The following is a 25,938-nucleotide window of genomic DNA, read 5'->3' on the forward strand; positions in this document are numbered from 1 at the left end:
GCCTTCTGCGGTCGGAGGAATCTCGGTCAGCCAAGGGTACAGGGGTCACACTTTCGAGAGCCGTTCGTTGCCTGAGTCCGCCAGTACTGCGTGCCGTGCGACGCTGGTGTTCAACGGAAATGCCGACACGGCGAGGGTGTAGCAGCCGACGAGCAGTAGCGCACCGATCACGTCACTCGGCCGGTGCCATTGCAACACGACTACCGAGATCGCGGTCCCGATGGTGATCAGCGCGCCGTTGACTGCAACGACTGCCCGCCACCTCGAGGGTGTGACGAGCACGATCGCGCAGACCAGAGCAGCGATGGCCGTCAGCGTGCCGCTGGGGAAGGAATTGTGCATCACCAGGCCGTTCAGGTCCGGTCGATCCAACGATTGTTTGAGAACCCAGGCCGTCGTGATGGGACCGAGGGTCACGACGACGACGCGTAGGGCCAGCGCAATCGGGTTGTTGCGCAATGTGATCATGAGTGCCACGAGCACTCCTCCCACTATCAGTATCGGAGTGACGAGGCCGATGAACTCGGTGGAGAACACACTGAGTCCTTCGGAGGTGGCCGCGCCCACCATGAGTTGTTGGTCGACGATCTGACCACCAGTAGTGTTGACTGCCAGTTCGAATTCGACGACTCCGAGGATCAGGAGTGCCAGTGCGGCAATCAGTCTCGCGGGTTTGACTCGAGTCATGATCAGCCTTCCGCTCTCTCGTCCGAAGGGTTGCTCAGTTGGGGCGGGCATTCTCCGCCGGGAGTGGTTGCCAATTCGAAATGCCACATCTCGTTGGCATAGGTCTGACAGAGGCCGTAATCATTGCCGTGCTGGATGAGCCAGTCGTCGGCATCGGTCGGTCCGATGTCGACGGCTTGTCCGCTGACATGCTTCGACAGACTCGGGGAGTGCACCCATTTGGACGCTTCGTTCATGCTGCCGTACTTGACGACGGCTTCGTCGAACAGTCGCTGTTGGTATGCGGCGGACCGCCAACCCGAGGTGACGTGCATGTTCACTCCGGAGGCCTGTGCGTCGGCTGCTGCCGACTGCAGCGCCGCGAGAAGGGCGGAATCGAGACGGGCCAGTGCAGGTACATGGGTATCCTGCACGCTGATGCCGTCCTCGATCTCGCCGCCTGCGGGTCCTGAATCAGGCTGAGTGGCAAGGTAATTACCACTCTTGGGCTTTGCTTCTTCTGTGTACGAGCATGCGCTGAGCGTGAGCGCACCGAGTACGACTGCACCGAGTGCGGCGAGGCGGATTATTCCGCGGTGGCTGGGCATACAACAGAGACTGCTCGGTCAGTGTCACCGTCAGGTGGTCGCCGTTCGTCGACGGTGTCACGGTCTGAAACAGCTCTGTAACAGGACGGAACGGGGCTGGTGAGCGCGCTTTACACGGGGCGCGGGATCGATGCGAAAGTCGACAGTTCGAACCACGAAGGCAAGCTACGACGCAACGCCGTAGGCCCCGAAATGGTGACGTCACCTGACCGTATGGCGTCCGACCAGGTCAGGTTACCGCGCCAGATCTCGGTCATCGGTCGCAAGCCCGCAGAGACCGACACCGCAACGTCGAAACCCGGATCGATATCGCACATGTCCACCTCCCCGGAATTGATGACGAGCCACCAGTTTCGCGAATGTTCACGCACTCCGGAGAAAACGAAGTGCACCACGGTCTTTCCGTCGGGAACCACGGAGTGATCCACGCGTCGATGCATGTCCCACAGCAGCAGTTTCGGATCCAGGTCTTCATCGCCCAGCTCGCCGATCCACCTGGTACCCCAGATTCCGAGAGCTTCGACCACAGGGCGCAGTTCTCGGCCCGCGTCGGTCAATCGGTAACGGACGACGCAGTCGGTTTCTTCTCGCTCCACGATGCCGGCGATCGCGAGTTGGTGCAGCCGCGTGGAGAGCAGAGTCGGTGACATTCGCGGAAGTCCGCGTCGGAGATCGTTGAAATGGTCGCTTCCCATCATCAGTTCGCGCAGGAGAAGCAGCGTCCACCGCTCGTCGAGTAGCTCCATCGCCTTGGCGACGGGGCAGAACTGGTGGTACGAGGACCCCATCATTCGATCGTAGGCCTCTGGAGTGCTCCGGTACAGATTTCGTACTGGAGCGGAGTGAACCGTCGTCGTAGCGTCGAAGTAACGGCATGAATGTTGTCGGGCTCCGAGGTTGTTGGGCTCCGAGTACCAAAAATATTGAAGGAGAACGGTAATGAGTGAATCGACGGAAACGCTCGGGCTGGATCGTGAGCTGAAGGCCAAGCATCGGGCCATGTGGGGTCTCGGTAACTATCCGGCGGTGGCCACGCAGGTCATTGCGGAACTCGGGCCGGTACTGGTCGGCGAGTGCGGTGTGCAGAAGGGTGACCGCGTGCTGGACGTCGCGGCGGGGTCCGGCAATGCCGCCATTCCGGCGGCCGCGCTGGGTGCGCAGGTGATTGCCACTGACCTGGCTCCCGAATTGTTCGTAGCGGGTAAGGAGGCCGCTTCCCTCGCCGGAGTCGAATTGGACTGGCAGGAGGCCGATGCCGAGGCTCTTCCTTTCAGTGACAACGAGTTCGACGTGGTGCTTTCGTGCGTCGGTGTGATGTTCGCACCGCATCATCAGCGCGCCGCGGACGAACTTGTGCGAGTATGCCGACCCGGCGGAAAAATCGGAGTGCTGAGTTGGACTCCGACGGGATTCATCGGCGAGATGTTCAAAACGATGAAGCCGTACGCACCGCCGCCGCCTCCTGGTTCGCAGCCGGCGCCTTTGTGGGGCGATGAGAACCATGTTCGTGATCTGCTCGGCGATGTGGCCTCGAGGAAAGACGTACTTCGTGTGGACACATTCAGCGGGCCGGAAGAGTTCCGTGATTTCTTCAAGAAGAATTACGGGCCGACCATCGCGGTGTACCGGAACATCGCCGGCGATCCCGACCGAACGCAGGCGCTGGACCGCGCTCTGCTCGAGTTGGCGGAAAGGTACGGCAGCGGAAGCGAACCGTTCACGATGGAGTGGGAGTACCTGCTGGTCACCGCGACGCCCGATGGGGGAGGTGCGTGATGACGACGGTCGAGTTCGCGCCACTGAAATCGACGATCACAGGTTCTGTGTTCGGCCCCCGAGATCCGGAGTACGACGACGCCAGATCGATCTGGAACGGGCAGATCGATCATCGTCCGGCGGTGATCGCCAGGTGCCGGTCGGCGTCGGATGTGGCTGTGGCACTTGCATTTGCCAGAGCCCATTCGTTGGAGGTTTCGGTCAGAGGTGGCGGGCATTCCTACCGAGGCACATCGGTGTGTGAAGGCGGAGTGATGATCGATCTCAGTGCGATCAACGTAGTCAGCGTCGCCCCGTCAGCGAAGCGAGCCAGGGTCGGTGGTGGTGCGACGATCGCCGACCTCGACAAGGCGACGCAGGAACACGGGTTGGCGGTGACCGGCGGAGTGATCAGTGATACCGGCGTCGGTGGCCTGACACTCGGTGGTGGCATGGGGTGGTTGACCCGCACGCTCGGCCTGGCGATCGACAATCTGGTGTCGGCAGAGGTGGTGCTCGCCGACGGTTCGATCGTTCGAGCCTCCGAGAACGATCACAGCGACTTGTTCTGGGCACTGCGCGGTGGCGGCGGAAATTTCGGAGTGGTCACCGAGTTCGAGTACCGTCTGAGCGAGATCGGTCCGGAAGTGCATCTGGGACTGTTCTTCTGGGGGATGGAGGACGGACCCGCAGCGCTTCGTCTGTGCCGCGAGGTAGTGCCTGCCCTGCCGAGAAATGCGGGTGCGATGGTTGCCGTCAGTTTGTCCGCGCCGCCGGCGCCGTTTGTCCCGGATCAATTTCACCTACTGCCCGGATACGCGTTGCTGGTAGCCGGTTTCGGATCGGAAGAGGAACACTCGAACGCGATTGCGCCGATTCGAGAGGGCTTGCCGACGCTTTTCGAGTTCGTCACTCCGATCCCGTACGTCGGCTTGCAGTCGATGCTCGACGAATCGGAACCGTGGGGTGCGTACGCCTATGAGAAGGCTTTGGACCTGGTGGATTTCTCCGACGACGTGATCGATGTTCTGACCGAACAAGCGGGCAAGAAATCGTCGCCGATGTCCTTCATGCCGATCTTTCCGCTGCAGGGAGCTTTCACTTCCGTCGGCGAGGACGACACAGCGTTCGGTGGTTCTCGCACACCGCATTACGTGTGCAATATGACGGCGACGGCCACCGATGCCGGGACGCTGGAATTGGATCGATCGTGGGTGCGTGAGACCTGGGAAGCCTTGCGTCCGTTCTCGTCCAACCAAGGCGGGTACGTCAACTTCATGACCGACGTCGACGAGGACCGAGTGCGAGCTTCCTACGGCGCGGGGAAGTACGCGCGGTTGTCCGCAGTCAAGGCGAAGTACGACCCGGACAACGTGTTTCACCTCAATGCAAATATTCTGCCTGCGTGAAGCTTGTGCTCAGACCGTGAACACCAGTCAGGCCGTGAACACCAGGATGACGACGATCAGTGCGGCCAAGACAATGACGGCGACCATGCCGGTCATGGCGAGGGGAGCCCACGCGACTACCTTGTCGCGGGTGCTGGCATCGGTGGGTCCGGTCGGTATCCGCGGCGGCCAGGAGAACATGTCCATCGGACTGGGAACGTTTCGCAGTGGCGTGTTCTGTTGCACTGCAGGAAGTCCGGTGACCGTGGAGCCGGTCAGGCGATTGCGGCGGTGTGGGTCGGCGAGTTGTGTGGTGCGGTGAGCCCAGGCCGGCACGGCGCCCTCGGACGAGTAGACGGGAGCGTCGATCAACTGATCGATCGTGCCGCCGCCGGTCGCGGCTGCGGCGAGCGCGTCGCGTGCCTGAGCCATCGTCGGCCGACGGGTCGGGTCCGGTTCGAGGAGCTGAAGGAGAACATCGGTGAGCGGTCCCGACTTGGTGGGTCGGTAGATCTCGGCCTTGGCGACACGATGCAGTAGGGCGATGGCGTCCGAGTCGATGCCGAAGGGCGGTTGGCCCTCGATCACCGTGTAGAGCGTCGACCCGAGTGAGAAGACGTCGCTGGCCTCGGTGGGGTCGTCGCCGCGGGCAACTTCGGGTGCGAAGTACGCGGGAGTGCCGGTGATGACCTCGTCCTGGGTGTCGGACACGTCGCTCTTTGCGCGGGCGATGCCGAAGTCGCTGATCTTGACGGTGCCGAGGGACTTGCCTCGGTCGGCGATCAGGATGTTGCCGGGTTTGATGTCGCGGTGGACGATGCCGGCGGCGTGCGCTTCGGTGAGTGCCGCAGCGATCTGTGCGCCGATCTGCGCGACTTCGAGTGGTGGCAACGTGTCCGCCAGGTTCATGGCCTGGGCGAGGCTGCGGGCCGGGAAGTACTCCATGACCAGCCAGGGTTCGCCGGACTCGATCGCGACGTCGTACATGGCGATGGAGTGGGGATGGGTGAGCTTTGCGGCGTTCCTGCCCTCGCGCAATGTACGTTCGCGGACCTCTTCGGCCGTTTCGGTGTCGAGGCCTTCCGTACTTGTGACCTGTTTCACCGCGACATCGCGGCTGAGGAGGGTGTCGCGGGCCAGCCAGACGGCGCCCATCCCTCCGTCGCCGATCTTGGAGCGGAGTCGGTACCGCCCCGCCAGCAGGTATTCGGGCCCGATGCCCCTCCCGGTCTGCTCTTGAGCTGTCACATCTCAAGGTTAATGGATTGATGCCACTGTGACGCTCGAGGCTCCTGTGAACTGGGTTTTTGGCTCTGCTTGACGTGTCGGGGGTGACACGGTTTACTGAAAACAGTTCGAAAATATGTTCGAAATTGCTGTTCGTTGGATGCATGTCAGACCCGACTTCCCCGCGGTTTGCCGGCTGGTTATGGATTGCTGCCGAGTGAGTTTTTCCGGTGTTCCGGAGGATGGGGATGACCGAGGTGACCGAGTTGGTAGAGCTGTCGGCAGATGCGGCGGGGTTGTCCCGTCAGGATCGGCTGGCACAGCTCCGCCGACAGATCGCGTCCATTCCCTCGCGAGGCGATACGTCGTTTTCGGGACCGAGTGTTTCCGGGCCCGGTGTTTCTGTGGCCGGTGTTCCTGTGGCTGGTGTTTCCGGGACAAGTGCAGCGGCCTCCGAGAGTGTTGCCGACCGGGACAGGCCGGTCGTGGACCGTGCGCACAAAGCCGGTGTCCTCCCGGTGCCGGAGGGTATCGCCGCATTGTTACCGCAGGGCGGTTTGGTGCGGGGAACCGTGGTGTCCGTCGAGGGTGCAGCGTCCTTGCTTTTGGGATTGGTCGCGTCGGTGACGGCGTCCGGAGGACATGTTGCAGTCATCGGGCAGCCTCGACTGGGATTGCTGGCGGCGTACGAGATGGGTGCGCAACTGGAACGTCTGGCACTCATTCCGGCGCCTGGGCCGGATCCGGTCGAGATCGCCGCCGTGCTGCTCGACGGTATGGATCTGGTGATTCTGGGATTGGCGGGTGCGTCGGTATCCCCGTCGCGTGCTCGGGCGGTGGTCGCACGTGCTCGGAGCAAGGGCTCGACTCTTGTTGTCACCGAAGGTCACTGGGACGGAGCCGAGGTTCGGTTGGACGCTCGGGTTCATGGCTATGGTGGGTTCGGTCAGGGCCGGGAGTTGGGGCGTGGACGGCTCAGTTCCCTGAGCCTCGCGGTTCGTGCTCGGGGGCGCTCGTTCCAGCCCCGGACCACGCGTCTGGACATCTGCAGTGCAGCCGGGCGGGTCGAGTGGGTACCTTCTCGGCCGGTTGAGGATGTGTCGTCACAGGTGGTGTCGGAGCAGGTGATGCCGGAGCAGGTGGTGTCGTCGCAGGTGGTGTCACTGTGAGCAGAGTTCTGGCGTTGTGGTGCCCGGACTGGCCAGCGGTGGCAGCGGCAGCGCTTGCCGATCTTCCGGCCACACATCCCGTCGCGGTCACCTCGGGTAATCGGGTGATCGCATGTTCGGCGACGGCTCGCGCGGAGGGAGTGCGACGAGGCCTGCGCCGACGCGAGTCGCAGGCTCGCTGCCCGGAACTGTATGTGGCGATGGCAGATCCGGAACGCGATGCAAGATTGTTCGAGCCGGTGGCCGCGGCCATCGACGCGGTGGCACCGGGCGTCGAGGTACTCCGTCCTGGTTTGTTGGTGCTCAGCGCGCGTGGTGTCAGTCGGTACTTCGGTTCTGAGGAAGCTGCGGCGGAACGATTGGTGGATCAGGCATCTGCTGCGGGTGTCGAGAGTCAGGTGGGGGTGGCAGATCAGCTGTCCACGGCGGTCATTGCCGCGCGCCGGGCAGCGCTGGTGCCGCCGGGGGAGGGAGCACGGTTTCTGGCGCCGTTACCCATGCCGGAGTTGGCGGCCGAGCCCAGCCTGTCTGCACCGCATCGCGGGGAGTTGGTGGATCTGTTGCGCAGGCTCGGGATCAGAACCATCGGTGCTTTTGCGGATCTACCGGCAGTGGACGTCGCTTCGCGTTTCGGTGCCGATGCGGTGCTCGCGCATCGTGCGGCGCGCGGTGAACCCGAACGGCCACCGTCGGCGCGGACACTTCCGCCGGACCTGGAGGTGGAGCAGCATTACGATCCGTCGATCGAGCGGGTGGATGCCGCAGCGTTTGCCGGGCGCGCCTTGGCGAGTCTCCTGCACGACAAGTTGTCTGCTGCCGCGGTGGCGTGCACCCGTCTGTCGATTTCGGCCAGTACGGGTAACGGTGAAAATCTTTCTCGGACTTGGCGTTGCGCCGAACCTCTGACGCCGGAGGGAACGGCCGATCGAGTGCGATGGCAACTGGATGGCTGGCTCACCGGGCGCAGTGAGACCCGGCCAACCGCAGGCATAGCCGTGTTGCGTCTGGAACCGGTGGAGGTGGTCAGTGCCGGCGCTTTGCAGTTGGGGCTGTGGGGCGGTGTCGGCGACGAGGAGGAGCGAGCCAGGCGAGCATTGGTGCGCGTGCAGGGTCTTCTGGGTGGCGAATCGGTTCAGGTCGGTGTCCTGAGCGGAGGTCGAGGGCCCTTGGAGCGAATTACCTTGTTGCCCTTGGGTGACGAGCGGGTAGCTACCCATGATCCGACAGCCCCGTGGCCGGGCCGTCTGCCACAGCCGTCTCCGGGGTCGATCTTCGTCGACAATCCCAAGGTGTGGCTGGGGGATGTGGCCGGTAACGCCGTGTACGTCACTGAGCGCGGTGTCTTCAGTTCGCAGCCGGGAAGGCTGAAGTGGGGGAGCAAGGAATGGGCAGTGCAGGGGTGGGCCGGGCCCTGGCCGGTTGACGAGCGATGGTGGGACGCTGCCTCGGCACGCACGGCGGCGCGGGCTCAGGTTCTGTTGGAGGAATCGCGTGCGCTGCTGATGATCTGTGAAGGCGGTGGATGGTCGGTGGAGGGTGTGTACGAATGAGCTCGCAGGTATAGCCAGCTGTACCCGCCTGGTCGAGTCGACTGTACGAACAGTAGGGGCGTTGGCACCATCGTCATGCCGTCGCTCGGCTCCTAGCGTTGATGACATTCAAAAAGTAACCGTTGCAATGATTCTCACCGTTGCAACTCTTTACGAGGAGTGTCATGGCAACGGCGGGTCGACCTGAAGTTTCCGGAACCGATCGACTTCACTACGAGCAGACGGAGCTGCACGACGCACAACTTCTGGCGTACGACGAGTCTGGCGAAGGCCGGATCGTGGAGGTGTTCGGCGATATCGCCACAGCCGAGCACATCGTCATCTTCGTGCCGGGCAACGACAACGGATTGGGAAACTACTTCGACGAGAACCGTCCGACAGGACCACGAGCGAGCGGATGGACGCTGGGAAGAATGCTCCGAACGCTCGGACGGAACGACCACGTCGCGGTGATCGTGTGGGTCGGTTATCGGACGCCGTGGGGATTTCTCGAGTCGTTCTCGCGGACACTCGCAGAACGCGGTGCGATCGATCTGGCGCGATTGACACGCATCCTGCCGCATTCGGCGCATGTGACGCTCGTCGGACACAGCTACGGGGCCGTGGTGTGCGGACTCGCCCTCCCGTCGGCGCGAGTAGACGATTGTGTGGTGCTCGGTAGCCCGGGGATGGGGACCAGTTCTCGCGAAGACCTGTGCTTTGCCGGAAATCTCTGGGCCGCGCTGGGGCCGTCGGACTGGATTCGGTATTTCCCACGCGTGAAGATCGGTCGCCTCGGGCACGGCCCGTCTCCAGTTCGGGCGCAGCACGGAGCTGTTGTTTTCGACACCGGTGCCATTCGAGGGCATTGTGGATACTTCGCCGATGCAAGCGAGTCGCTGCGCAACATCGCGAGGATCGGGCTCGGTCGCTACGACGAGGTCACGCGGCCAGGGCAGTTGCCGCCTCGGCTGACAGCTTCAGCAATCCACGAGGACAGGTCTATCCTGGGAACTCGTGAGTGTCGCTAACGTACGAAGTGCCGGCGGGGTCCAGATCAGCTACCGCGATTCCGGCTCGCATCCCAGTGTTGCCGATCTGCCTCCGGTAGTCCTCGTGCACGGGATGGGTGGCGACAGCGGTACCTGGGACAAGTTCGCGCGGACCTTGCGATCACGCAACCGGCGAGTTGTCTCGGTCGATCTTCGCGGCCACGGCCGGAGCGCTCGGGCGTCGTCGTATCTGTTCGACGAGTTCGCCGACGACGTCATGGACGTGTGTGATCATCTCGAACTCGATCAGGTGGATCTCGTCGGCCATTCGCTCGGCGGGCACGCGGCGTCGTTGATCGCGCAGAAACGACCCACCGTGGTGCGGAAGTTGGTCATCGAGGAAGCACCGTTGCCGCTACGCGCAGGTGACGCAGAACAGGTATTCGCGAGGAAATTGCCGAGTGTGCCAGAACTGTGGCATGCAACAACAAGTTTGGTGCGGCATCCGCGAGCTGCGCTGACGTTCGATCGCTCGATGACGCGGTCCGCGCTCGAGCAGTTCCGCCGACCGGATCCGCAGTGGTGGGATCGGTTGCCGCTCATCGAGGCTGACATGTTGTTCCTGCGTGGAGGTCTGGGCGGGATGGTGGATCCCGATCGCCTCGACGCTGTTGCCGCCACCGTCGCGCGCTGCGAATTGGTCTCGTTCCGTACCGGCCACAGTGTCCATCGCGACGGCCATCGCCAATTCGAATCCGTTGTGTTGCCGTTCATTTCCTGAAAGCGCAATACTCGATCAGTTCCGGCAGGAACCCATCCGCTACGCGTGCGGCACCGAATGTACTTCCATGCATACCAACGGCAACGACTGGTCCGCACACGAATACGTCGACGCGGTAGCACGATCCGTTCACGGTGAGACCGTCCGATGGCCGCAGGGACCGAGTATGGATGCGGTGATCGTTCTGCCAGTTCATGCCCGAAACCATCCGGGGAAGAATGCGGTTCTGCTCTGGAATCACGACTTCGGTTGGTCGTGGGGTGTCGAGGAGGCTGACGTGCGAAGGACGATTTCGATTGTCGACCCTCTCGGTATCGGCCGGACACCGGATCCGCTGCGCTGCGCGGATCGAGTCATCGAACTGATCAGCGCCGAGGCAGTTTGCTCGCGCATGTGTAGCGAACACTGATTCGGTCAACTCTGGGGCCACAACGCCTCCGAGAGGACGACGCCCGTGAACCCAGAGAACGTTCCTGCCTCGCACTGTCATTCATTGCCGCGCCGGACGTTCCTCGGTGGCGTCGGTGCTCTTGTCCTCGCCGGAGTGGCAGACGTGGCAACCGGCGCGGCGAGCGCGGCGCCGGCGAAAGCATCGCCCGCCGATCGGTTTCCGCAGAAACCCAACATCGTTGTCATCATCACCGATCAGGAGCGCCGGCCGATGTATTGGCCGCAGGGCTGGGCTGATCAGAATCTGCCCAACCGCAAGAGGATTGCCGATCACGGGCTGACGTTCGACCAGGCTGTGTGCAATACCGCGATGTGCTCGCCCAGTCGTAGTACGTTCTTCACCGGCCTCTTTCCCGCGCAGCACGGGGTCACCAGAACCCTCACCGAAGGCGGCACTGTCTCACCCACCGAGCCACAGTTACAAGTCTCCGAGCAGAACATGGCAAAGCTGCTGGCGTCGGCCGGCTACAACGTTCAGTACCGGGGGAAGTGGCATCTGAGCAAAGGCGTCGAGGGTGGTGATCCGACAAGTGACGATGTAGCGGGATTCGGCTTCGAAGGGTGGATTCCCCCCGACGCGGGTCAGGACACCAATCCTGACCACTTCGGTGGCGGGTGCGCCGACCATGATCGCCGTGTTGCCGAGGAGGCAGTCGATTTCCTCTCCGGATCTGCGGTCGCATCCGGGCAGCCTTGGGCGCTCATCGTCTCGTTCGTGAACCCACACGACGTCCTCGCGTACCCCCAGACCTGGAATGCGATGAACGGAACGTGCGACAACTATGGATCGGACGCGCCAGGCGCCTTCGAGCAGGGGATCGACTTGCCGCCCACTTTCGACGAGATCCTGGCACTCAATCACAAACCGACAGCGCAGGTTCAGTCGGAATTGCTACTCGCAGCCGGGCTCGGGCCGCTGCTCGGGCCTGATCAGGCACGCAACTACATCAACTTCTACGCCTACATGCACAAGGTGGTCGACGAACACATCGGCAGCGTGCTCGACGCGATCGAAGCCACCCCGCAGATGCTCGACGACACGGTGATCGTACGGATGTCCGATCACGGAGAGATGGGGATGAGCCACGGAGGTTTGCGGCAGAAGGTGTTCAACGCCTACGAGGAAACGCTGCGCGTTCCACTGGTCATCAGCAACCCCCTGCTGTTTCCCGAACCCGTTCGCACAGACGCCTTGGCGTCGTTGATCGACGTGATGCCCACTCTCGCCACTCTCGCCCAAGCGTCAGCGCGTGAATCGTGGAACTTCTCGGGTACCGATCTGACACCGGTCATCATCGACGCTGCCGCCTACCCCCACGGTCCCAGCGCGCAGGTTCAGGACACGATTCTGTTCACCTACGACGATCAGAATTGTGCGACGCCCGACGGTCAGAACATCGTCACACAGCCCAATCACATCCGCTGCATCCGGGAGAGCCGGTGGAAGTACACGATGTACTTCGATCCTGCGGGAGTTGCTGCGCCGCAATACGAACTCTACGACTTACAAGCCGACCCCTTGGAACTGAACAATCTAGCCAATCCGCTCAATATCGGCTCGTATCGGCCGGATCTGGCGGCTCAGATGAACGCCAAGCTCTTCGCAGTGATGGAGACCAAGGGCGTTTCTCTGAAGGAATAGATCGAATTTCGCCAAAACTGATTCACGTTTCAGTTCTGCGGGCATGCTGATGGGGCATCTGTCTTCGGTTCGGGAAGAAGGAATGTCATGACTGTCACCTCGCCGGGGCGAGAAGGTTTCAGTACTCTTCGGTCGGGAGGGTTGAACTGGGATTCGTTCCCACTCCGATTGTTCACCAAGGGAAATGCCAAATTCTGGAACCCAACCGACCTCGATTTTTCCCAGGACGCTCGTGACTGGCAGGAGCTGACCAGCGAGCAGCAGCGCAGCGCCACCTTCCTGTGCGCGCAGTTCATTGCCGGTGAAGAAGCCGTCACCGAAGACATTCAACCGTTCATGAAAGCGATGTCGACCGAGGGGCGATTCGGCGACGAGATGTACTTGACGCAGTTCTGTTTCGAGGAAGCCAAGCACACCCAGGTCTTTCGGCTGTGGATGGACGAAGTGGGATTGACCAGCGATCTGCATTCCTACGTCGCTGACAATCCGTACTACCGGCAACTGTTCTACGAGGAGTTGCCTTCGTCGCTACGCATTCTCGAGACGGATCCGAGTCCGGTCAACCAGGTGCGTGCCAGCGTCACGTACAACCACGTCATCGAGGGCAGTCTGGCGTTGACGGGCTACTACGCCTGGCAGAAAGTCTGTGCGACGCGCGGAATCCTGCCTGGCATGCAGCAATTGGTGCGAAAGATCGGTGACGACGAGCGACGGCACATGGCTTGGGGGACGTTCACCTGCCGAAGGCACGTAGCCGCCGACGATCACAACTGGGACGTCGTTCAGCAGCGGATGGGTGAACTCATGCCCATGGCACTCGGAATGATCAACTGGGTCAACGATCAATTCGAGGTGCAGCCGTTCGGTTTGGACAATCAGGAGTTCCTCGAGTACGCCGCAGACCGTGCGCAGCGCCGACTTTCGGCGATCGAGTCCGCGCGCGGGCGCGACGTCGCCGAGATCGACCTCGACTATTCGCCGGAGACCCTCGAGGAAAAGTTCGGGGCGGAAGATGCCGCTGCGATGAGTGAGGCGGCCAAATGACAGCGAATTCTACTGGGGCCAAGCCGAGTTCTGGATGACCTCGACAAAATCGATGTGCCGAAATCCCGGCACAAAATGTTCGAGTACGTCAGCGTTGACCGTCCCGAATGTACTTTCGGGACGGTGCTTGAAGCCTTCGGTGAAAGCCTTCAAGATCTGATTCTTGAAATCCGGGCGCGGGTGAGCCTCGGTGACGGCGTCAATGTCGGCCTGGTCGAGTTCGCTGTATCCGATTCCGAGTACATCGGTCTCCACACCCGCTGTCACCAAGGCGATTTCGGGTTCCAATCGGGAGGGGATCTCGGGCGTCGTGTGCAGAGCGATGCCTTCCCACACTGTGCGGATGTCGGTTTCGTCGATTCCGTAGCCGGTGAGGAATCGCCGCGCTTCGTCGGCGCTGTCCAATTCGAAACGTGACGTACTGTCCCGGAATTTCTCGGTGAGCCCCAGGTCGTGGAACATGGCGCCGACGTAGAGCAATTCGGGGTCTGCCTGCAGACCCAGACGCGCTCCTTGAAGCGATCCGAAGAGGAAGACACGTCGCGAGTGGTGAAACAGTAACTCGGACGCCGTATCTCGTACCAGCTCGGTGGCGTCGGCAGCCATCTTCGAATCGGGGATTTTCACACCGGCAATGATCGTGGTCATCGGTACCTGCTCTGCTCGTCGTTGCTGCGAATTTCTCGGTCTATCCCAGTGTCGGTCGAGCACGCCCGCGGGCGCACCCTGATCTCGGCCATACTGTCCACAGATCAGGACGAAAGGAGAGCGCATCGTGACCGCAGTGCATCGAGTTGCCGTCCTGGTATTCGACGGCGTCAAACTGCTCGACGTCGCAGGTCCGAGTGAGGTGTTCGCGGAAGCCAATCGCGGCGGGGCGAACTACGAGTTGGTGATCTGCTCGGTAGGTGGACACGATGTCGACTCGTCGACCGGGATGCGCATTCCGGTCGACCGTGACGTTGTAGATTCCGGTTCTTTCGACACGTTGCTGGTCATGGGTGGAGACGTGTTCCCGTCGACGCCGGTGAGTCCGGAACTGCGCGAGGCAGCGAGCGATCTGGCGGGGCGTTCGGGCCGGGTTGCCTCGATCTGTACCGGGACATTCATTCTTGCGGCGAGTGGATTGCTCGACGGACGCCGCGCTACGACACATTGGCAACACACGGCAACGCTGGCGCGCGCCTATCCACAGATCACGGTGGTTCCTGACGCCATCTTCATTCAGGATGGCGCGGTGTTCTCGTCTGCGGGTGTGACCGCCGGCATCGACCTCGCGCTCGCATTGCTCGAGCGTGATCATGGTGCAGAAATGGCTCGACGCGTCGCACAACTTCTGGTGGTATTTCTCCAGCGTCCAGGCGGACAGTCACAGTTTTCGCCCTCGCTCAGTGGGCCGCGGCCTCGGGTCCCTGCGCTGCGAGAAGTGGTCGACGCAGTTGCGGCCGATCCGGCGGGGGAGTATTCGGTCGAGCAACTGGCTGCCCTGGCGCACCTGAGCCCGCGTCATCTGACGAGGCTCTTTCGCGAAGAATTAGGGACGACGCCGGCCAAATACGTCGAGTTGATCCGTTTCGACTCTGCGAAGGCGCTCCTCGATGCCGGCCACTCGGTGACCGAAGCCGCGCAGTTGGCGGGATTCGGCAGTTCGGAATCCCTACGACGAGCATTTTCGACTCATCTCGGAATCTCGCCCCAGGTGTACCGGCGTCGGTTTCAAGCGTTCGGCTAGGACTGACTTTCGTGCTTGCCTTGTGGCGGGCTCATGCCCTGCTTGTCGAGCCAGGCAAGGCTGTAATCGGCGATCTCACGCCAACCGTGGTCGATGGTCAGCGAGTGACCTCGGTCGCCGAATACCTTGTATTCGTTGATCGTCGGGGCCTTGGCGTACTTCTTGAACGAGCTGTCCGAACTGGCCTTCGGTACTGTGCGATCCTTACCGCCGCCGATCATCAGGAGGGGGCCGCGGCGGGCGTTGAAATCCACTGCAGCGGGGCTGTGGGGCGCGAAGTTTGCGAGTGCTGCCTCGAACAACGGCCGTCCGGGGGCGGGAATTGCATACTGCTCGAACAGGGCGTCGGACTCGTCCTGGGACACGGCGCTGGCGAAGGACTTGTGGAACGATTTTCTGTTGTGTGAGTAGGCCTTCCGGTAGTTGCCGGGGTTGGACAGGACAGGGAACACGCTTCCAAGCTGAACGAGAGGAAGTTTCAACACACCTTTGGGCTGAGCGGGGTCGATGGCAATTGCCGCGGTCGCCAACTTCTGGCCCAGCAGTTTCTGCGCGATCAAACCTCCGAACGAATGCCCGACCACGATCGGTGGTTCGTCGAGATCAGCGATCACCTTGGCGTAGTGATCCGTCACGTCGTCGATGCCGTGTCCCGCGATGTCCTCCGGGTGTTCGCGCGTCTCACCCACCGTGGACGCATCCCCTGGCCATCCGGGTGCCATCGTGGAGTACCCCTGCGCGTTGAAAACCTGCGCCCAGGGATCCCACGTGGTCGGGTGCATCCAGAGTCCGTGGATGAACAGAACAGTCGGGTTGGACTTGGGCGACATGCGCGCTCCCCGCTATCGGACCGATGATCGATACGGGATGCCCGCTTTTTACGGACTCATTCACCAGTGACCAGATCCTCGACAGAGGTCATTGTCACTCGTCCGTGATCAGGCGGTAAATGACGTATATGGCAAACCATCCCATCGCGACCGATGCGAGAACAAATAGCACTTCGAAGAACATGACCATGTAAATCGCTGCCTCACTGGTTGAAGGAATCGCCCTAGTATCGAACATATCGCAAGTAGTTGTTGCGATATGACGGGGTGTCGCGGTTGGCACAATGAGGCCATGAAGCAAAGGGGCCGAGCGGTCCGAACGGCCGTGATCGAAGCGACTGTGCGAAAGGTTGCTGAACTAGGACCGCAGTCGGTGACGATCGCCGCGATAGCGGTCGAAGCGGACGTTCATCCAACGTCGATCTACCGCCGATGGGCGACGGTCGACTTGCTGGTCGTGGATGCTCTCCGCGAGTTCACGGATGCAGGTTTGGCGATACCTGACACCGGGACACTCTTCGGTGATCTTCGGACTTTTGCTCGGAGTCTCCAAGATTGGCTCGCGACAGACACCGGATTGGCACTGGCCCGTACGGGTGTGATGCCTACCGACGACGCGGAAATCTTGGCTGCGCGCGCACAGTTCTGGCGCGCCCGATTCGATGCGGCAGCGGTCATGATTCACCGTGGAATCGAACGCGGCGAGGTCCCGGACGGTACTGATCCAGATACTGTTCTCGCGGCACTAGCTTCGCCGATCCGGCTGGCAGCGATTTCCCAGAACACCGAGCCTCGTATCGAACTCGACAAACTGGTTGCACTTGTCGTCGGCGTTGATCCAATAGTGAAATGATCGACGGCATGGCACTAACCGGCTCTGCGAAGACGATGGCACTGTGGACCACCGCTTTTGTTGTCTCACAAGCAAACATTGCGCGTTTACTCGGGCCGGTGGCTCCTAAAGTATTGGAAGTGCAGACGGCGTTTTCCGCTCGTCGGTACCTCGAGATCTTGGACTCCATGGATGCGGAGGCCACGGCGCGATTTCGTAGTCACTACTACCCGGACTTCGTACATCCCGCGATCTACGCGATGGCTTTGCGGTCCGCAGGCAAGCGGCTCGGAGAGCGGGTTCCCCTTTCGGCCGCAACTCGGCGTGCGCTTGCCGTAGCGCCGGTGCTGTCGGCGGCGGGCGATTATGTCGAGAACGTGGTCGGCCTCCATTTCCTCGATCATCGCGACAGCATCACCGACTCGAGGGTTCGCGCCGCCTCGACGGTCAGTATTGCCAAATGGGTACTCGCACTCGGAACTTTCGGATATTTGTCGCAGGGTTTTGTCAGAGTATGGGTATCGCGAAAATGAGGAGCACTGATGGCAGTCGAACTCGGTACCGAATACTTCGCTGACGGAGAAGAGTTCCGTCGATGGCTGTGCGAGAACCACGAGGCGGTCCCCGGGCTTTGGCTGAAAATGGCCAAGAAGAACTCGTCACACAGTTCGATCGACTATGACCAAGCGTTGGACGTTGCCTTGTGCTTCGGCTGGATCGACAGCCTCTCCCGGCGAATCGACGACGATTTTTTCGTGCAGAAGTTTTCGCGTCGCACTGCGCGGAGTCCGTGGTCCAAACGCAACGTCGAGATAGTCGCCCGCCTCGACGCTGCGGGACTCCTCGAGCCGTCCGGCATCGCTGAGATAGAGAAGGCCAAGGCCGACGGCCGCTGGGATCGCGCGTACGAGGGAGCAGCCAAGGCCGAGGTCCCGAAGGACTTTCTCGATGCGCTTGCGGAAAACCCGAAGGCTCGCGAGTTCTACGCGACGCTCAATTCCACCAATCGATTCACCATCGCGTACCGACTGCAGGAGGCAAAGCGTCCGGAGACACGCGCCAGGCGGATCGAGAAGTTCGTGAACCAACTCGCGGAGGGCAAGAAGTTCTACTGAGCTGACTGGGACGGCTGATCGACTTTCAACGTGGCTGACACAATAGGGCTCGTGATCGAAGCCGAGACCTGTTCCGCGCTGTCTGCTGTTGACGAACCGTTGGCAGGCAGCGCTGCCGTCGTGCGGGGTTGGGTATGCCTCGAATTCAATGCCGCTTGGGGTCGTGACGTGCTGGACGGTACGGCCTTGGGGGAGGAGCTTGCCGCCGAGCTGAGTCGGCGAGCTGATGCTGCCGACGTACGAATCATGTTCATTCGGCGACCAGGCCGCACCGATCTGTTGACTGATGGACACACGGTCTTGCTCGCGCGCTCCGATCCGAGCGACTCGTGGTGCGAACGGTTGCGCATCGATTCACCGGCTGACCTGCTCGACATCGATTTCGCGCTACTCGACGGCCCTCCACCAGGATTGGGCGAATCGGTGGACGAGCCAGTCGTCTTGGTTTGTGCGCACGGTAAGCGTGACCAATGCTGCGCTGTGTTCGGCAGGCCGATTGCCGCAGCGCTGATGTCGTTCTTCGGACCCCAGGTGTGGGAGTGTTCGCATACTGGCGGGCACCGATTTGCGCCGTCGATGATCCTGCTGCCGAGCGGCAATACGTACGGCCGTCTGTCCGCTGGTGAGAGTGTCACGGCCGTGGAGGTGGCTTCCCGAGATCAGGTCCATTTGCCAGGCCTGCGTGGACGGAGTTGCTGGTCTCCTGCGGGGCAGGCTTCGGAAATTGCCGTACGACAACAAATAAGCTGCGGAATCGACGATTTGGCAATCATCAAGCAGACCAGTGACGGGACATGCGTCGTCGCACATGTGGACGGCCGGCGATGGGCCGTGGAGACGGCAGTCTCCGAACTCGCGCCGCGTCCACCGAGTTGCGGCGCGGCACCCAAACCGGTCAGGCCAGTTGTCGTCACGTCGATTCGAGAACTGTGATTCCCTCGTCGGTTCCATACGATCAGTCTCGATGAATGCGATCACATGGGCCGGCAGGTGGCGCAGAGGATACGGACTCCATCAGATCCACAGTCTGCTGGCGTGACAAGCGGATTCGGGACTTAGGCAGCGGCGGTTCGGGGGAATAGCGGCACCGTTGCAGGTGCGAAGTAGCATCGCAGCTATGACTGTCGATCTGGTTGCACCTGACGAGGCCTTGTGGGCGTCCTGGTTGGAGTCGCGTGACGAGTGGGGCGGACCGCAGGCGGACCAGCCCGGTTCGGCATTGGGAGTTGCGCAACGTCTAGATCTCGATCTTGCCTCCCGGGATGGATTCGGGCAGTGGGTGCAGGAGTTGTTGGCGCAGCCAGAGGCAGTGCCGGGGCCCGACATTGTCCCGGCAACCAACTGGTGGATCGTTCGAGACGGCAGGTATCTCGGCGCTATCCAGTTGCGGCACAGCTTGAATGAGTTCTTGGCCGATGTCGGTGGTCACATCGGCTATGGGGTCAGGCCGTCGGAACGCCGGAAAGGTTTAGCGTCGGCTGCTCTGCGGGAAGTACTCACGTATGCAGGCGACCCGGTGGGGCTCAGTCGCGTCATGATTACCTGCGACGAAACGAACGCGGGTTCACGTAAGGCAATCGAAGGGTGTGGTGGTCTACTCGACAGCGTGCGCCCAGCTGATCAGTTGTCGCGCAACCTCGGTCACACGGGGGATACGCTTCGCTACTGGGCAGTCACGGGCCGGTCAAGCGTCAGTTGACCGATGTCTGACCGTCAACGGGAAGCCACGGTCGCAGGGTAGGCGACACGGGCAGCGATGCTTTCGCTGAGGTCTTGGATTTCTGCGGCGAGGGTATCGCGGCTCTTCGTGTCCGACTCGTGAACGAATGTTGTCGATCCCAGTGTGGCACCGCAGTATTCGATGATGCCGCGCTCGATCTGTGTCTGGAAGGCCTCGTACACACCGTGGCGTTCGAAACTCTCCGCGTCGTCACCCGCGACCGGGATCAGGTGGACCGTGAGTCGGTCCAGTTTCTTCACGAATTCGCTTCCCGGGGTGAACTCGTACGCCCATCCGCTGACGAAGACTCGATCGATCCAACCTTTGAGTAGTGCGGGCATCGACCACCAGTACATCGGAAACACGAGAATCAGATCGTCTGCTCGATCGATTCGGTCCTGCTCGGCTACAACGTCGGCCGGGGGAGTTCCCTTGCCGCGGAACAGGTTCACATCGGCTTTGGAGAATCGGGAATCGAAATTCTCGGCATGTAGGTCCGCGATGTCGACATCGCCGCCCAGGTTGCGGATCGCGTCGGAGGTAGAACGGGCGACATGCTGGGTAAGTGACTGTGCATCGGAGTGGGAGACTACGACGAGTGTGGTCATGAGCGTTCCTTCGGTAGATGGTGCGCTTATGTACTAAGAGTAGGTTACTATTGGTATATAGCGCAAGGAGGTGTCCGATGGCACGAACGAGACTGTCGCGGGCCGACAGGTACGAACAACTCGTGGAGGTGTCGTGGGCACTGGTGCGAGAGGAGGGCGCGGATGCGCTGACCCTCGGCCGGTTGGCTGAACGTGCCGGCGTTGCAAAGCCGGTCGTCTACAGCCATTTCGCCTCCCGCGCTGCGCTGTTGGCGGCCCTCTTCAAGGAATTCGACGATCGTCAGACGGTGATGCTCGGGGAATACCTCGAAGCTGCGGAGGAGTCTGTGAACGGGCGGGCGAATGCCATCGCCGACTCCTATGTCGGATGTTCACTGGCACAGGGGCGTGAACTGACGGGAGTGCTTGCAGCGCTGGAGGGCTCGCCCGAGCTGGAGCAGGTGAAGCGCGAGTCGGAACGCGCCTATTCAGAGCGTTGTCGCGAGGTGCTGGCTCCTTTCAGCGCCGACGGGCTTGGACAACCATCGATGACTGCGATATTCGGTGCTGCAGAGGCCCTCTCGCACGCGGCGGTAGTCGGAGTGCTCTCGCCCGAGGACGCCAAAGGTGAACTTGCCGCGCTGATCGTCGCGGTCGTCGGCAGGCCATCACTGACTGGGTAGTGCGGTGCAGCCGTGATCTCATCGCCTACAGGTGCCCATCCAGTTCGAACCGCTCTCGCACGGAGTCGGATGTCGCCGCCAGGGTGCTGACGAACGCGTCGATGGCGGGAGCGAGCGGAGGTTTCCCGTAGGTCGCGACGGAGACAGTGCGTCGCTCGCGGGGAATGCGGTGTGCGCGGATACCCGGGTTCTGATGTGCATGGAGAGCGAGGGCGGGAAGGGTGCTGACTCCGCTTCCGGAGGCGACCAGCGCTTGGACCGCGACGTAGTCGTCGGTCTCGAACTCGATCCGTGGAACGAACCCAGCTCGATTGCAGGCGGTGAGAAGGTGGGCGCGGCAGCTCGGACAGCCTGCAATCCAGGTCGCACCGGCGTAGTCCGTGATCTCGTTGGCGGCATCTGCATTCCGCGCAGAGGTGATCAGGTACAACGGATCGTCCAGCAACGTCGTTAGGGTGACGTGCTTCAGCCCCACATCCGGGGTATCCGCGTGTGCGAAAACGACAGCTACGTCGACGTCGTTGTTACGAAGCATTGCAAGTGCTTTGGGTGGTTCTGCATCAACGAGGCTGATGGACACGTCGGGGTACTGGGACGTGAACGCTGCCATCGCCTGCGGATTCAAACTCGCCAGGGCTGACGGGAATGCGGCAAGTCGTACCCGCCCCGCCCTCAGTCCCGCGTACGTTTCGACTTCGGCTACGGCAGCGTCGACGTGACCGAGAATTTCCGTGGCGCGCCGAACCAGTACCGCACCGGCATCCGTCAGACGTAGCCCACGACCGGCTCGCTGGAACAGCGGAACTCCGACTTCCGATTCGAGCTGTCGAAGGTGGTGACTGATGGAGGGCTGCGCGTAACCGAGCGAATCGGCGGCGGCTGTCACCGATCCTTCCTGCGCGACAGCGACCAAGACCCTCAGCCGAATTAGATCGAGCATGCCGAAATCATAGAGGATTTCGATGCTTTCGACGAAAACATGTATTAGACCTATGAATCAGTGTTTGACAGGGTGATCCACATGGCACAGGCACCTGATCTCGCGGCAACAACCGGGCTACAACCACCCACATGGGCGGACATTCAGCGTGCAAGTCAGGTTGTCCGACGCCACCTACCGGTCACGCCCCTGATATCGCACCCGACCTTGGGAGCGGGCTCGTGCAGCCAGTTGTTTGTCAAACATGAGAACGTGCAACCCACAGGTGCGTTCAAGGTTCGTGGTGGACTGAACCTGGTGGCTGGACTCGATGAGCCGACGCGGGCCCGAGGCATCATCGGCTACTCGACGGGAAATCATGCTCAGTCCCTGGCGTATGCCGCAGCGTATACGGGCGTGCGGTGCGTAATTGTGATGCCGGCTGGGGCGAATCCGGTCAAGGCTCACGCTGTCCGCATGCTTGGGGCCGACCTCATCGAGCATGGCGCAAACTTCGACGAGGCACGCGCTCACGCAGAGTTCATCAGCGAACGTGACGGCCTGCGTCTCGTCAGCGCCGCCAATGAGCCGGCAATCCTCGCCGGTGTTGCCACGGCGTACGTCGAACTCGTCGAGCAGCAGTCAGATCTGGACGCCGTGGTGGTCCCCGTCGGTGGTGGCAGTGGTGCGGCGGCCGCTTGCCTCGTCGCCAGTGCGCTTGCACCGCACCTGGAGGTGTTCGCGGTGCAGTCGGAGGCCGCACGAGCGGCGCACGACTCGTGGACTTCCGGCACCTGTGTCGAGCGCCCGAACGCCACTCGTGTCGAAGGGCTCGCGACCGGGGCCGGATTCTCATTGACTCAACGTGTCATGCGAGAACGGCTAGGTGGTTTCCTGCTCGTCACGGACGATGACATCACCCTCGCTCAGCGGGCTCTCCTCTTCGACGCACACACATTGAGTGAGGGCGCCGGTGCGGCCGCACTTGCTGCGGTCTACGCACATCCGAACACCTTCGCGGACAAGCGTGTTGCCGTCGTCTGTACGGGCGCCAATGCCTCCGAGAGTGAGATCCGCAGGGTCGTCAGCTAATCGATAACACGATCGGAACCATGTTGCCAGTTTGGTAGGGCGGCACCATTTTTGCATCGGGTATGTGTGTCTGGAACAAGATTTCGCTTCCACGATTGAGCAGAGTGAACAGGGTCGCATCTCGCGACAGCAAGGCCACCGAGGAGGAGACGTGATGCTGCCGACAATCATCGTTCGGGACGGGACTGTGCTCGATGGTAGAGGGAGCCTGCCCAGGAAAGCGGATGTTGCGATCGCGGGTGACACGATCGTGGAAGTCGGAACGATCGGTGCTGTGTCGGGGGCGATCGACATCGATGCTCGCGGTTGCATGGTGGCTCCCGGTTTTGTGAATGTGCTCAGTCATAGCTACCTCACGCTGCAGCAAGACCCGCGAGGATTGTCGGACTTGTATCAGGGGGTCACAACCCAGGTCTTCGGTGAAGGCGTGTCTCTCGGACCGGTCGCGGGTTCGATGACTCCGGCGATGCTCGGATTGGGTGCGATTCCGTCTGGGGTGCAATCACATTGGCCGAGGTTGCACGATTTTCTCGAATCCTTGGAGACGGACGGCGTCGGTTTCAACGTGGCGAGCTTCGTCGGCGCAGCGAATCTGCGCATGGTGGTTGCGGGTGTGGACAATCGCCTGTTGAGCGAACAAGAGTTGGCCGACGCGTGCGCCCTGCTCGACGAGGAGCTTGAAAATGGAGCTCTCGGAGTTGGTTCGGCTCTGATCTATCCACCCGGAAGCTATGCGGATACCGGCGAGTTGCGAGCATTTTCGCGGGTGCTCGCCAGGCATGATGCCGTCCATATCTGCCATCTTCGAAGTGAAGGGCAGAGGTTCCTCGAAAGCATCGAGGAACTGATCGACATCGCTCGAACGACAGGAGCGCGTGCGGAGATTTATCACCTCAAGGTTGCTGGTAAGTCGCACTGGCACAAAATGTCCGATGCCTTGCAATTGGTTGAGTCGGCTCGCGAGGACGGCGTGCGAATCACCGCGGACGTGTATCCGTACGAGGCAGGGAACACGCTGCTCAGTGCCGCGTTGCCACCGGAGTTTCGCTGTCGTGACACGACGGCCGGGCGCACTCAACTGAACTCGACCGGTGTGCGAAACAAGATCCGCGAGAGGATCCATCGTGAGGACGAGGACTGGGAGAATCTCTTCGCTGCGTCCGGAGGGGCCGATGGGGTGGTGATCTTGTCCGAGGTACCGGCACTCGGTATCCGAGCGGGGGAAGCACTGGGGTCTATTGCTCGGAGGATGGGGCATCACGACCCGGTGGACACGCTGCTGGCTGTTCTCGACGCTCTTCCCGCTGCCGAAGCTGCCTATTTCATTGCGTCGGAGGACAACACGCGAATTGCTTTCGAGCGTCCCTGGGTTTCGGTTGGTTCCGATGCCGATACTCAAAGCAAGGAGACCCTTTTCGCGGGGCAACCCGTCCACCCCCGTTCATTCGGAACTTTCGCCCGTATTCTGAGCCGCTACACCCGCGGCACCAGCGGGCAATCAGTCGAGGAATGCATTCGCCGAATGACCAGCCTTCCTGCTGAAAACTTCGGTTTGGCGAAGCGGGGCTACATTGCGCCAGGGGGATACGCCGATCTGGCGATCTTCGACCCCTCGCAGGTAGAGGATCTCGCGACATACGACAACCCGAGGATGTATGCGACCGGAATGCGGCACGTTCTGGTGAATGGGCAACCGGCACTGTCGGACGGGGTGCCGACGGGGAAGCTTGCAGGGCGCGCACTTCGGCGCTCGCGCAACGGGTTCGATGCAGTGAGGTGACGAACTGGCACCGGGGTCAGGTCCAGATCGGCGAAGTGGCCACTGATGGGACGACCCTTCAGTGGCCACTTCGCCGGACCACGTGACAGCCCTCAGAATTTCGCCGGGGTTTGCGGAACGATCATGGCCACCAATGCCGCAGCAGCCGTCGCGCCGACCAGGACTCCGAACGCGGCCATGTACGAGAACTGGTCCACCATCCATCCCATCACGAGGGGGGTGATGAAACCGGCAAGCTGTCCACAACCGTTGATCAAACCCATTCCGGAACCGAGGAATTCGGCGGGCAATGCCCGCAACGGGAGGGCGAAGATCGACATCGAGCACAGTCCGCTGACGCCCATCGCGAGGGTTTGATAGAACGTGAACATCGCGACGGTATCGGTGGTAGTCATCAAGAACAGCAGAATGGCGGAGGTGGCCATGCACGGAACGAGCAGAATGCGCGCGCTGTCGTGGAAGTACTTGTCCACCAGACGTCCACCGACGATGATGGCCAATGCCGTGACGATGAACGGGATCGCCGCGAAGATTCCCGTATCGATCAGCGAGAGCCCCTTTTCGTTGAGGAGGTAGCTCGGCACCCAGGTCAACAACCCATATCCGGCCATGTTGGCCAGGCAGAACAGAAGTGCGAACTTCCAGACCGAAACGGACTTGAATACCGCCGCGCGTGAGTGTTCACTGGCGAGCGGTTGCAGTGCGGCCTCCGGATCTTCCGTGATCTCTGTGTCCAACGGCGCCGGGAGCACCAACCAGACGACTGTGCCGATCACGGCGCCGACTATGGCTACCAGCCAAAATGCGTCCCGCCAACCGACGGACATGAGAACTGGGGCGATGATCAATGGTGCGATGCCGGGGCCCAGGTTGTTTGCACCGATCATGAAGCCCATGGCCGTGGCGCGAGTTTTCGGACGGGTTCGCTCGGCCAGAGCTTTGAACGACGCTGCTGGGAAGAGACCCTGGCTGAGCCCGAACATCGCACGCATGACCATCAGCGAGACGAGCCCCCAGGCGAACCCTGTCAGTGCGGTGAACACCGACCACAGGATCAACGCAACGATCAACAGTGGCCGGGGTCCGAATCGGTCGGCCAGCATGCCGCCGGGGACCTGCCCGAGCATGTAAAAGATGGCGAAGATCGACACGACTCCGCCCAATTGCGTATTACTGAGGGAGAATTCGTCTCCGATCATCGGCAGTGCAAGCCCGATCATCACGCGATCTATCATGTCGATCATCCAGATCGTACTGAGCAGCCCAACAGTCATAGTCGTTGTTCGACGAATTGACTTGTTGTCCAATATGTTTTGTATCGACTTGCCGCCGCTATGCGAGGGTTCCTCAACTGTGGCGCGTTCCGACTTCATCATGCCTCCTGAATTGCGTTGTGC

The 25,938-nt window shown here is 61.5% G+C and carries 27 protein-coding genes; 18 read left to right on the forward strand and 9 right to left on the reverse strand.

Annotated features, from left to right (window positions below; genetic code table 11):
* Positions 1–45: 45 nt before the first annotated feature.
* From B0E55_RS10690 to B0E55_RS10700, 3 genes are all read right to left on the reverse strand, one after another.
* Positions 46–687, reverse strand: a complete 642-nt coding sequence (locus tag B0E55_RS10690; protein ID WP_019747602.1) for a phosphatase PAP2 family protein — start codon at positions 685–687, stop codon at positions 46–48.
* Positions 688–689: 2 nt separating this feature from the next.
* Positions 690–1,274 carry a M15 family metallopeptidase gene (locus tag B0E55_RS10695; RefSeq protein ID WP_019747603.1) on the reverse strand — a complete coding sequence of 195 codons (585 nt, stop codon included), beginning with the start codon at positions 1,272–1,274 and terminating at the stop codon, positions 690–692.
* 110 nt (positions 1,275–1,384) lie between these two features.
* On the reverse strand, positions 1,385–2,062 hold the full coding sequence (locus B0E55_RS10700; protein ID WP_080909682.1) for a winged helix-turn-helix transcriptional regulator: 678 nt from the start codon (positions 2,060–2,062) through the stop codon (positions 1,385–1,387).
* Between the two features lie 151 nt (positions 2,063–2,213).
* Here B0E55_RS10700 and B0E55_RS10705 point away from each other — a divergent pair, with 151 nt between their 5' ends.
* Positions 2,214–3,050, forward strand: a complete 837-nt coding sequence (locus B0E55_RS10705) for a class I SAM-dependent methyltransferase (RefSeq protein ID WP_080909683.1) — start codon at positions 2,214–2,216, stop codon at positions 3,048–3,050.
* Positions 3,050–4,438 (forward strand): FAD-binding oxidoreductase, encoded by a 1,389-nt coding sequence (locus B0E55_RS10710; protein WP_198538409.1) that lies wholly within the window; start codon positions 3,050–3,052, stop codon positions 4,436–4,438. Before B0E55_RS10705 ends, B0E55_RS10710 begins: the two co-directional genes overlap by 1 nt.
* A gap of 27 nt (positions 4,439–4,465) precedes the next feature.
* Here B0E55_RS10710 and B0E55_RS10715 read toward each other — a convergent pair whose 3' ends face one another.
* Entirely contained in the window at positions 4,466–5,665 is a 1,200-nt protein-coding gene (locus B0E55_RS10715) for a serine/threonine-protein kinase (protein ID WP_019747607.1), read from the reverse strand.
* A 227-nt stretch (positions 5,666–5,892) separates the two neighbouring features.
* Here B0E55_RS10715 and B0E55_RS10720 point away from each other — a divergent pair, with 227 nt between their 5' ends.
* The 7 genes from B0E55_RS10720 to B0E55_RS10750 all read left to right on the forward strand — a co-directional run bounded on the left by B0E55_RS10720 (position 5,893) and on the right by B0E55_RS10750 (position 13,251).
* Positions 5,893–6,813, forward strand: coding sequence for a hypothetical protein (locus B0E55_RS10720; RefSeq protein ID WP_021343602.1), 921 nt, complete (start codon positions 5,893–5,895; stop codon positions 6,811–6,813).
* A complete protein-coding gene (locus tag B0E55_RS10725) occupies positions 6,810–8,363 on the forward strand; it encodes a DNA polymerase Y family protein (RefSeq protein ID WP_029254945.1) in 1,554 nt (517 codons plus the stop codon). Before B0E55_RS10720 ends, B0E55_RS10725 begins: the two co-directional genes overlap by 4 nt.
* A gap of 164 nt (positions 8,364–8,527) precedes the next feature.
* Positions 8,528–9,373 (forward strand): alpha/beta hydrolase, encoded by an 846-nt coding sequence (locus B0E55_RS10730; RefSeq protein WP_080909685.1) that lies wholly within the window; start codon positions 8,528–8,530, stop codon positions 9,371–9,373.
* The gene (locus tag B0E55_RS10735) at positions 9,360–10,115 is read left to right on the forward strand and encodes an alpha/beta fold hydrolase (RefSeq protein ID WP_019747611.1); all 756 of its coding nucleotides are present in this window, start codon (positions 9,360–9,362) and stop codon (positions 10,113–10,115) included. The genes B0E55_RS10730 and B0E55_RS10735 overlap by 14 nt, the downstream gene beginning before the upstream one ends.
* A gap of 67 nt (positions 10,116–10,182) precedes the next feature.
* Positions 10,183–10,524 carry a DUF6292 family protein gene (locus B0E55_RS10740; RefSeq protein ID WP_020906953.1) on the forward strand — a complete coding sequence of 114 codons (342 nt, stop codon included), beginning with the start codon at positions 10,183–10,185 and terminating at the stop codon, positions 10,522–10,524.
* Between the two features lie 45 nt (positions 10,525–10,569).
* On the forward strand, positions 10,570–12,207 hold the full coding sequence (locus B0E55_RS10745; RefSeq protein ID WP_080909686.1) for a sulfatase-like hydrolase/transferase: 1,638 nt from the start codon (positions 10,570–10,572) through the stop codon (positions 12,205–12,207).
* A gap of 87 nt (positions 12,208–12,294) precedes the next feature.
* The gene (locus tag B0E55_RS10750) at positions 12,295–13,251 is read left to right on the forward strand and encodes a R2-like ligand-binding oxidase (protein WP_019747614.1); all 957 of its coding nucleotides are present in this window, start codon (positions 12,295–12,297) and stop codon (positions 13,249–13,251) included.
* Between the two features lie 9 nt (positions 13,252–13,260).
* Here B0E55_RS10750 and B0E55_RS10755 read toward each other — a convergent pair whose 3' ends face one another.
* Entirely contained in the window at positions 13,261–13,899 is a 639-nt protein-coding gene (locus B0E55_RS10755) for an HD domain-containing protein (protein ID WP_080909687.1), read from the reverse strand.
* Between the two features lie 127 nt (positions 13,900–14,026).
* Here B0E55_RS10755 and B0E55_RS10760 point away from each other — a divergent pair, with 127 nt between their 5' ends.
* On the forward strand, positions 14,027–14,983 hold the full coding sequence (locus B0E55_RS10760; RefSeq protein WP_024487375.1) for a GlxA family transcriptional regulator: 957 nt from the start codon (positions 14,027–14,029) through the stop codon (positions 14,981–14,983).
* Here the strand turns inward: B0E55_RS10760 and B0E55_RS10765 are convergent.
* A complete protein-coding gene (locus tag B0E55_RS10765; protein WP_019747617.1) occupies positions 14,980–15,813 on the reverse strand; it encodes an alpha/beta hydrolase in 834 nt (277 codons plus the stop codon). The genes B0E55_RS10760 and B0E55_RS10765 overlap by 4 nt on opposite strands.
* A gap of 292 nt (positions 15,814–16,105) precedes the next feature.
* Between B0E55_RS10765 and B0E55_RS10770 the strand changes: the two genes are divergently transcribed.
* The 5 genes from B0E55_RS10770 (at position 16,106) to B0E55_RS10790 (ending at position 19,459) form a co-directional block, all read left to right on the forward strand.
* Positions 16,106–16,666, forward strand: a complete 561-nt coding sequence (locus B0E55_RS10770; protein ID WP_070386976.1) for a TetR-like C-terminal domain-containing protein — start codon at positions 16,106–16,108, stop codon at positions 16,664–16,666.
* Between the two features lie 8 nt (positions 16,667–16,674).
* Positions 16,675–17,178: a hypothetical protein gene (locus tag B0E55_RS10775; protein WP_070796262.1), complete on the forward strand. Its 504-nt coding sequence runs from the start codon at positions 16,675–16,677 to the stop codon at positions 17,176–17,178.
* 9 nt (positions 17,179–17,187) lie between these two features.
* Positions 17,188–17,760, forward strand: a complete 573-nt coding sequence (locus tag B0E55_RS10780) for a YdeI/OmpD-associated family protein (protein ID WP_080909688.1) — start codon at positions 17,188–17,190, stop codon at positions 17,758–17,760.
* A gap of 30 nt (positions 17,761–17,790) precedes the next feature.
* Positions 17,791–18,693, forward strand: a complete 903-nt coding sequence (locus B0E55_RS10785; RefSeq protein ID WP_443216807.1) for a sucrase ferredoxin — start codon at positions 17,791–17,793, stop codon at positions 18,691–18,693.
* A 184-nt stretch (positions 18,694–18,877) separates the two neighbouring features.
* On the forward strand, positions 18,878–19,459 hold the full coding sequence (locus tag B0E55_RS10790; protein ID WP_080909689.1) for a GNAT family N-acetyltransferase: 582 nt from the start codon (positions 18,878–18,880) through the stop codon (positions 19,457–19,459).
* A gap of 14 nt (positions 19,460–19,473) precedes the next feature.
* Here B0E55_RS10790 and B0E55_RS10795 read toward each other — a convergent pair whose 3' ends face one another.
* Positions 19,474–20,088 carry an NAD(P)H-dependent oxidoreductase gene (locus B0E55_RS10795; RefSeq protein WP_080909690.1) on the reverse strand — a complete coding sequence of 205 codons (615 nt, stop codon included), beginning with the start codon at positions 20,086–20,088 and terminating at the stop codon, positions 19,474–19,476.
* Between the two features lie 77 nt (positions 20,089–20,165).
* On the opposite strand from B0E55_RS10795, the gene B0E55_RS10800 reads away from it, so the two are divergent.
* On the forward strand, positions 20,166–20,750 hold the full coding sequence (locus B0E55_RS10800; protein ID WP_060938824.1) for a TetR/AcrR family transcriptional regulator: 585 nt from the start codon (positions 20,166–20,168) through the stop codon (positions 20,748–20,750).
* A 25-nt stretch (positions 20,751–20,775) separates the two neighbouring features.
* Here the strand turns inward: B0E55_RS10800 and B0E55_RS10805 are convergent, their stop codons facing one another.
* Entirely contained in the window at positions 20,776–21,690 is a 915-nt protein-coding gene (locus B0E55_RS10805) for a LysR family transcriptional regulator (RefSeq protein ID WP_080909691.1), read from the reverse strand.
* Between the two features lie 81 nt (positions 21,691–21,771).
* Between B0E55_RS10805 and B0E55_RS10810 the strand changes: the two genes are divergently transcribed.
* A complete protein-coding gene (locus B0E55_RS10810; protein WP_080909692.1) occupies positions 21,772–22,761 on the forward strand; it encodes a threonine ammonia-lyase in 990 nt (329 codons plus the stop codon).
* 154 nt (positions 22,762–22,915) lie between these two features.
* Positions 22,916–24,541 (forward strand): N-acyl-D-amino-acid deacylase family protein, encoded by a 1,626-nt coding sequence (locus B0E55_RS10815; RefSeq protein WP_080909693.1) that lies wholly within the window; start codon positions 22,916–22,918, stop codon positions 24,539–24,541.
* A 92-nt stretch (positions 24,542–24,633) separates the two neighbouring features.
* Here B0E55_RS10815 and B0E55_RS10820 read toward each other — a convergent pair whose 3' ends face one another.
* Positions 24,634–25,785: an MFS transporter gene (locus B0E55_RS10820; protein ID WP_230544065.1), complete on the reverse strand. Its 1,152-nt coding sequence runs from the start codon at positions 25,783–25,785 to the stop codon at positions 24,634–24,636.
* Between the last annotated feature and the right edge of the window lie 153 nt (positions 25,786–25,938).

The sequence above is a fragment of the Rhodococcus sp. 66b genome, assembly GCF_002076325.1.
GTDB lineage: Bacteria > Actinomycetota > Actinomycetes > Mycobacteriales > Mycobacteriaceae > Rhodococcus_F > Rhodococcus_F erythropolis.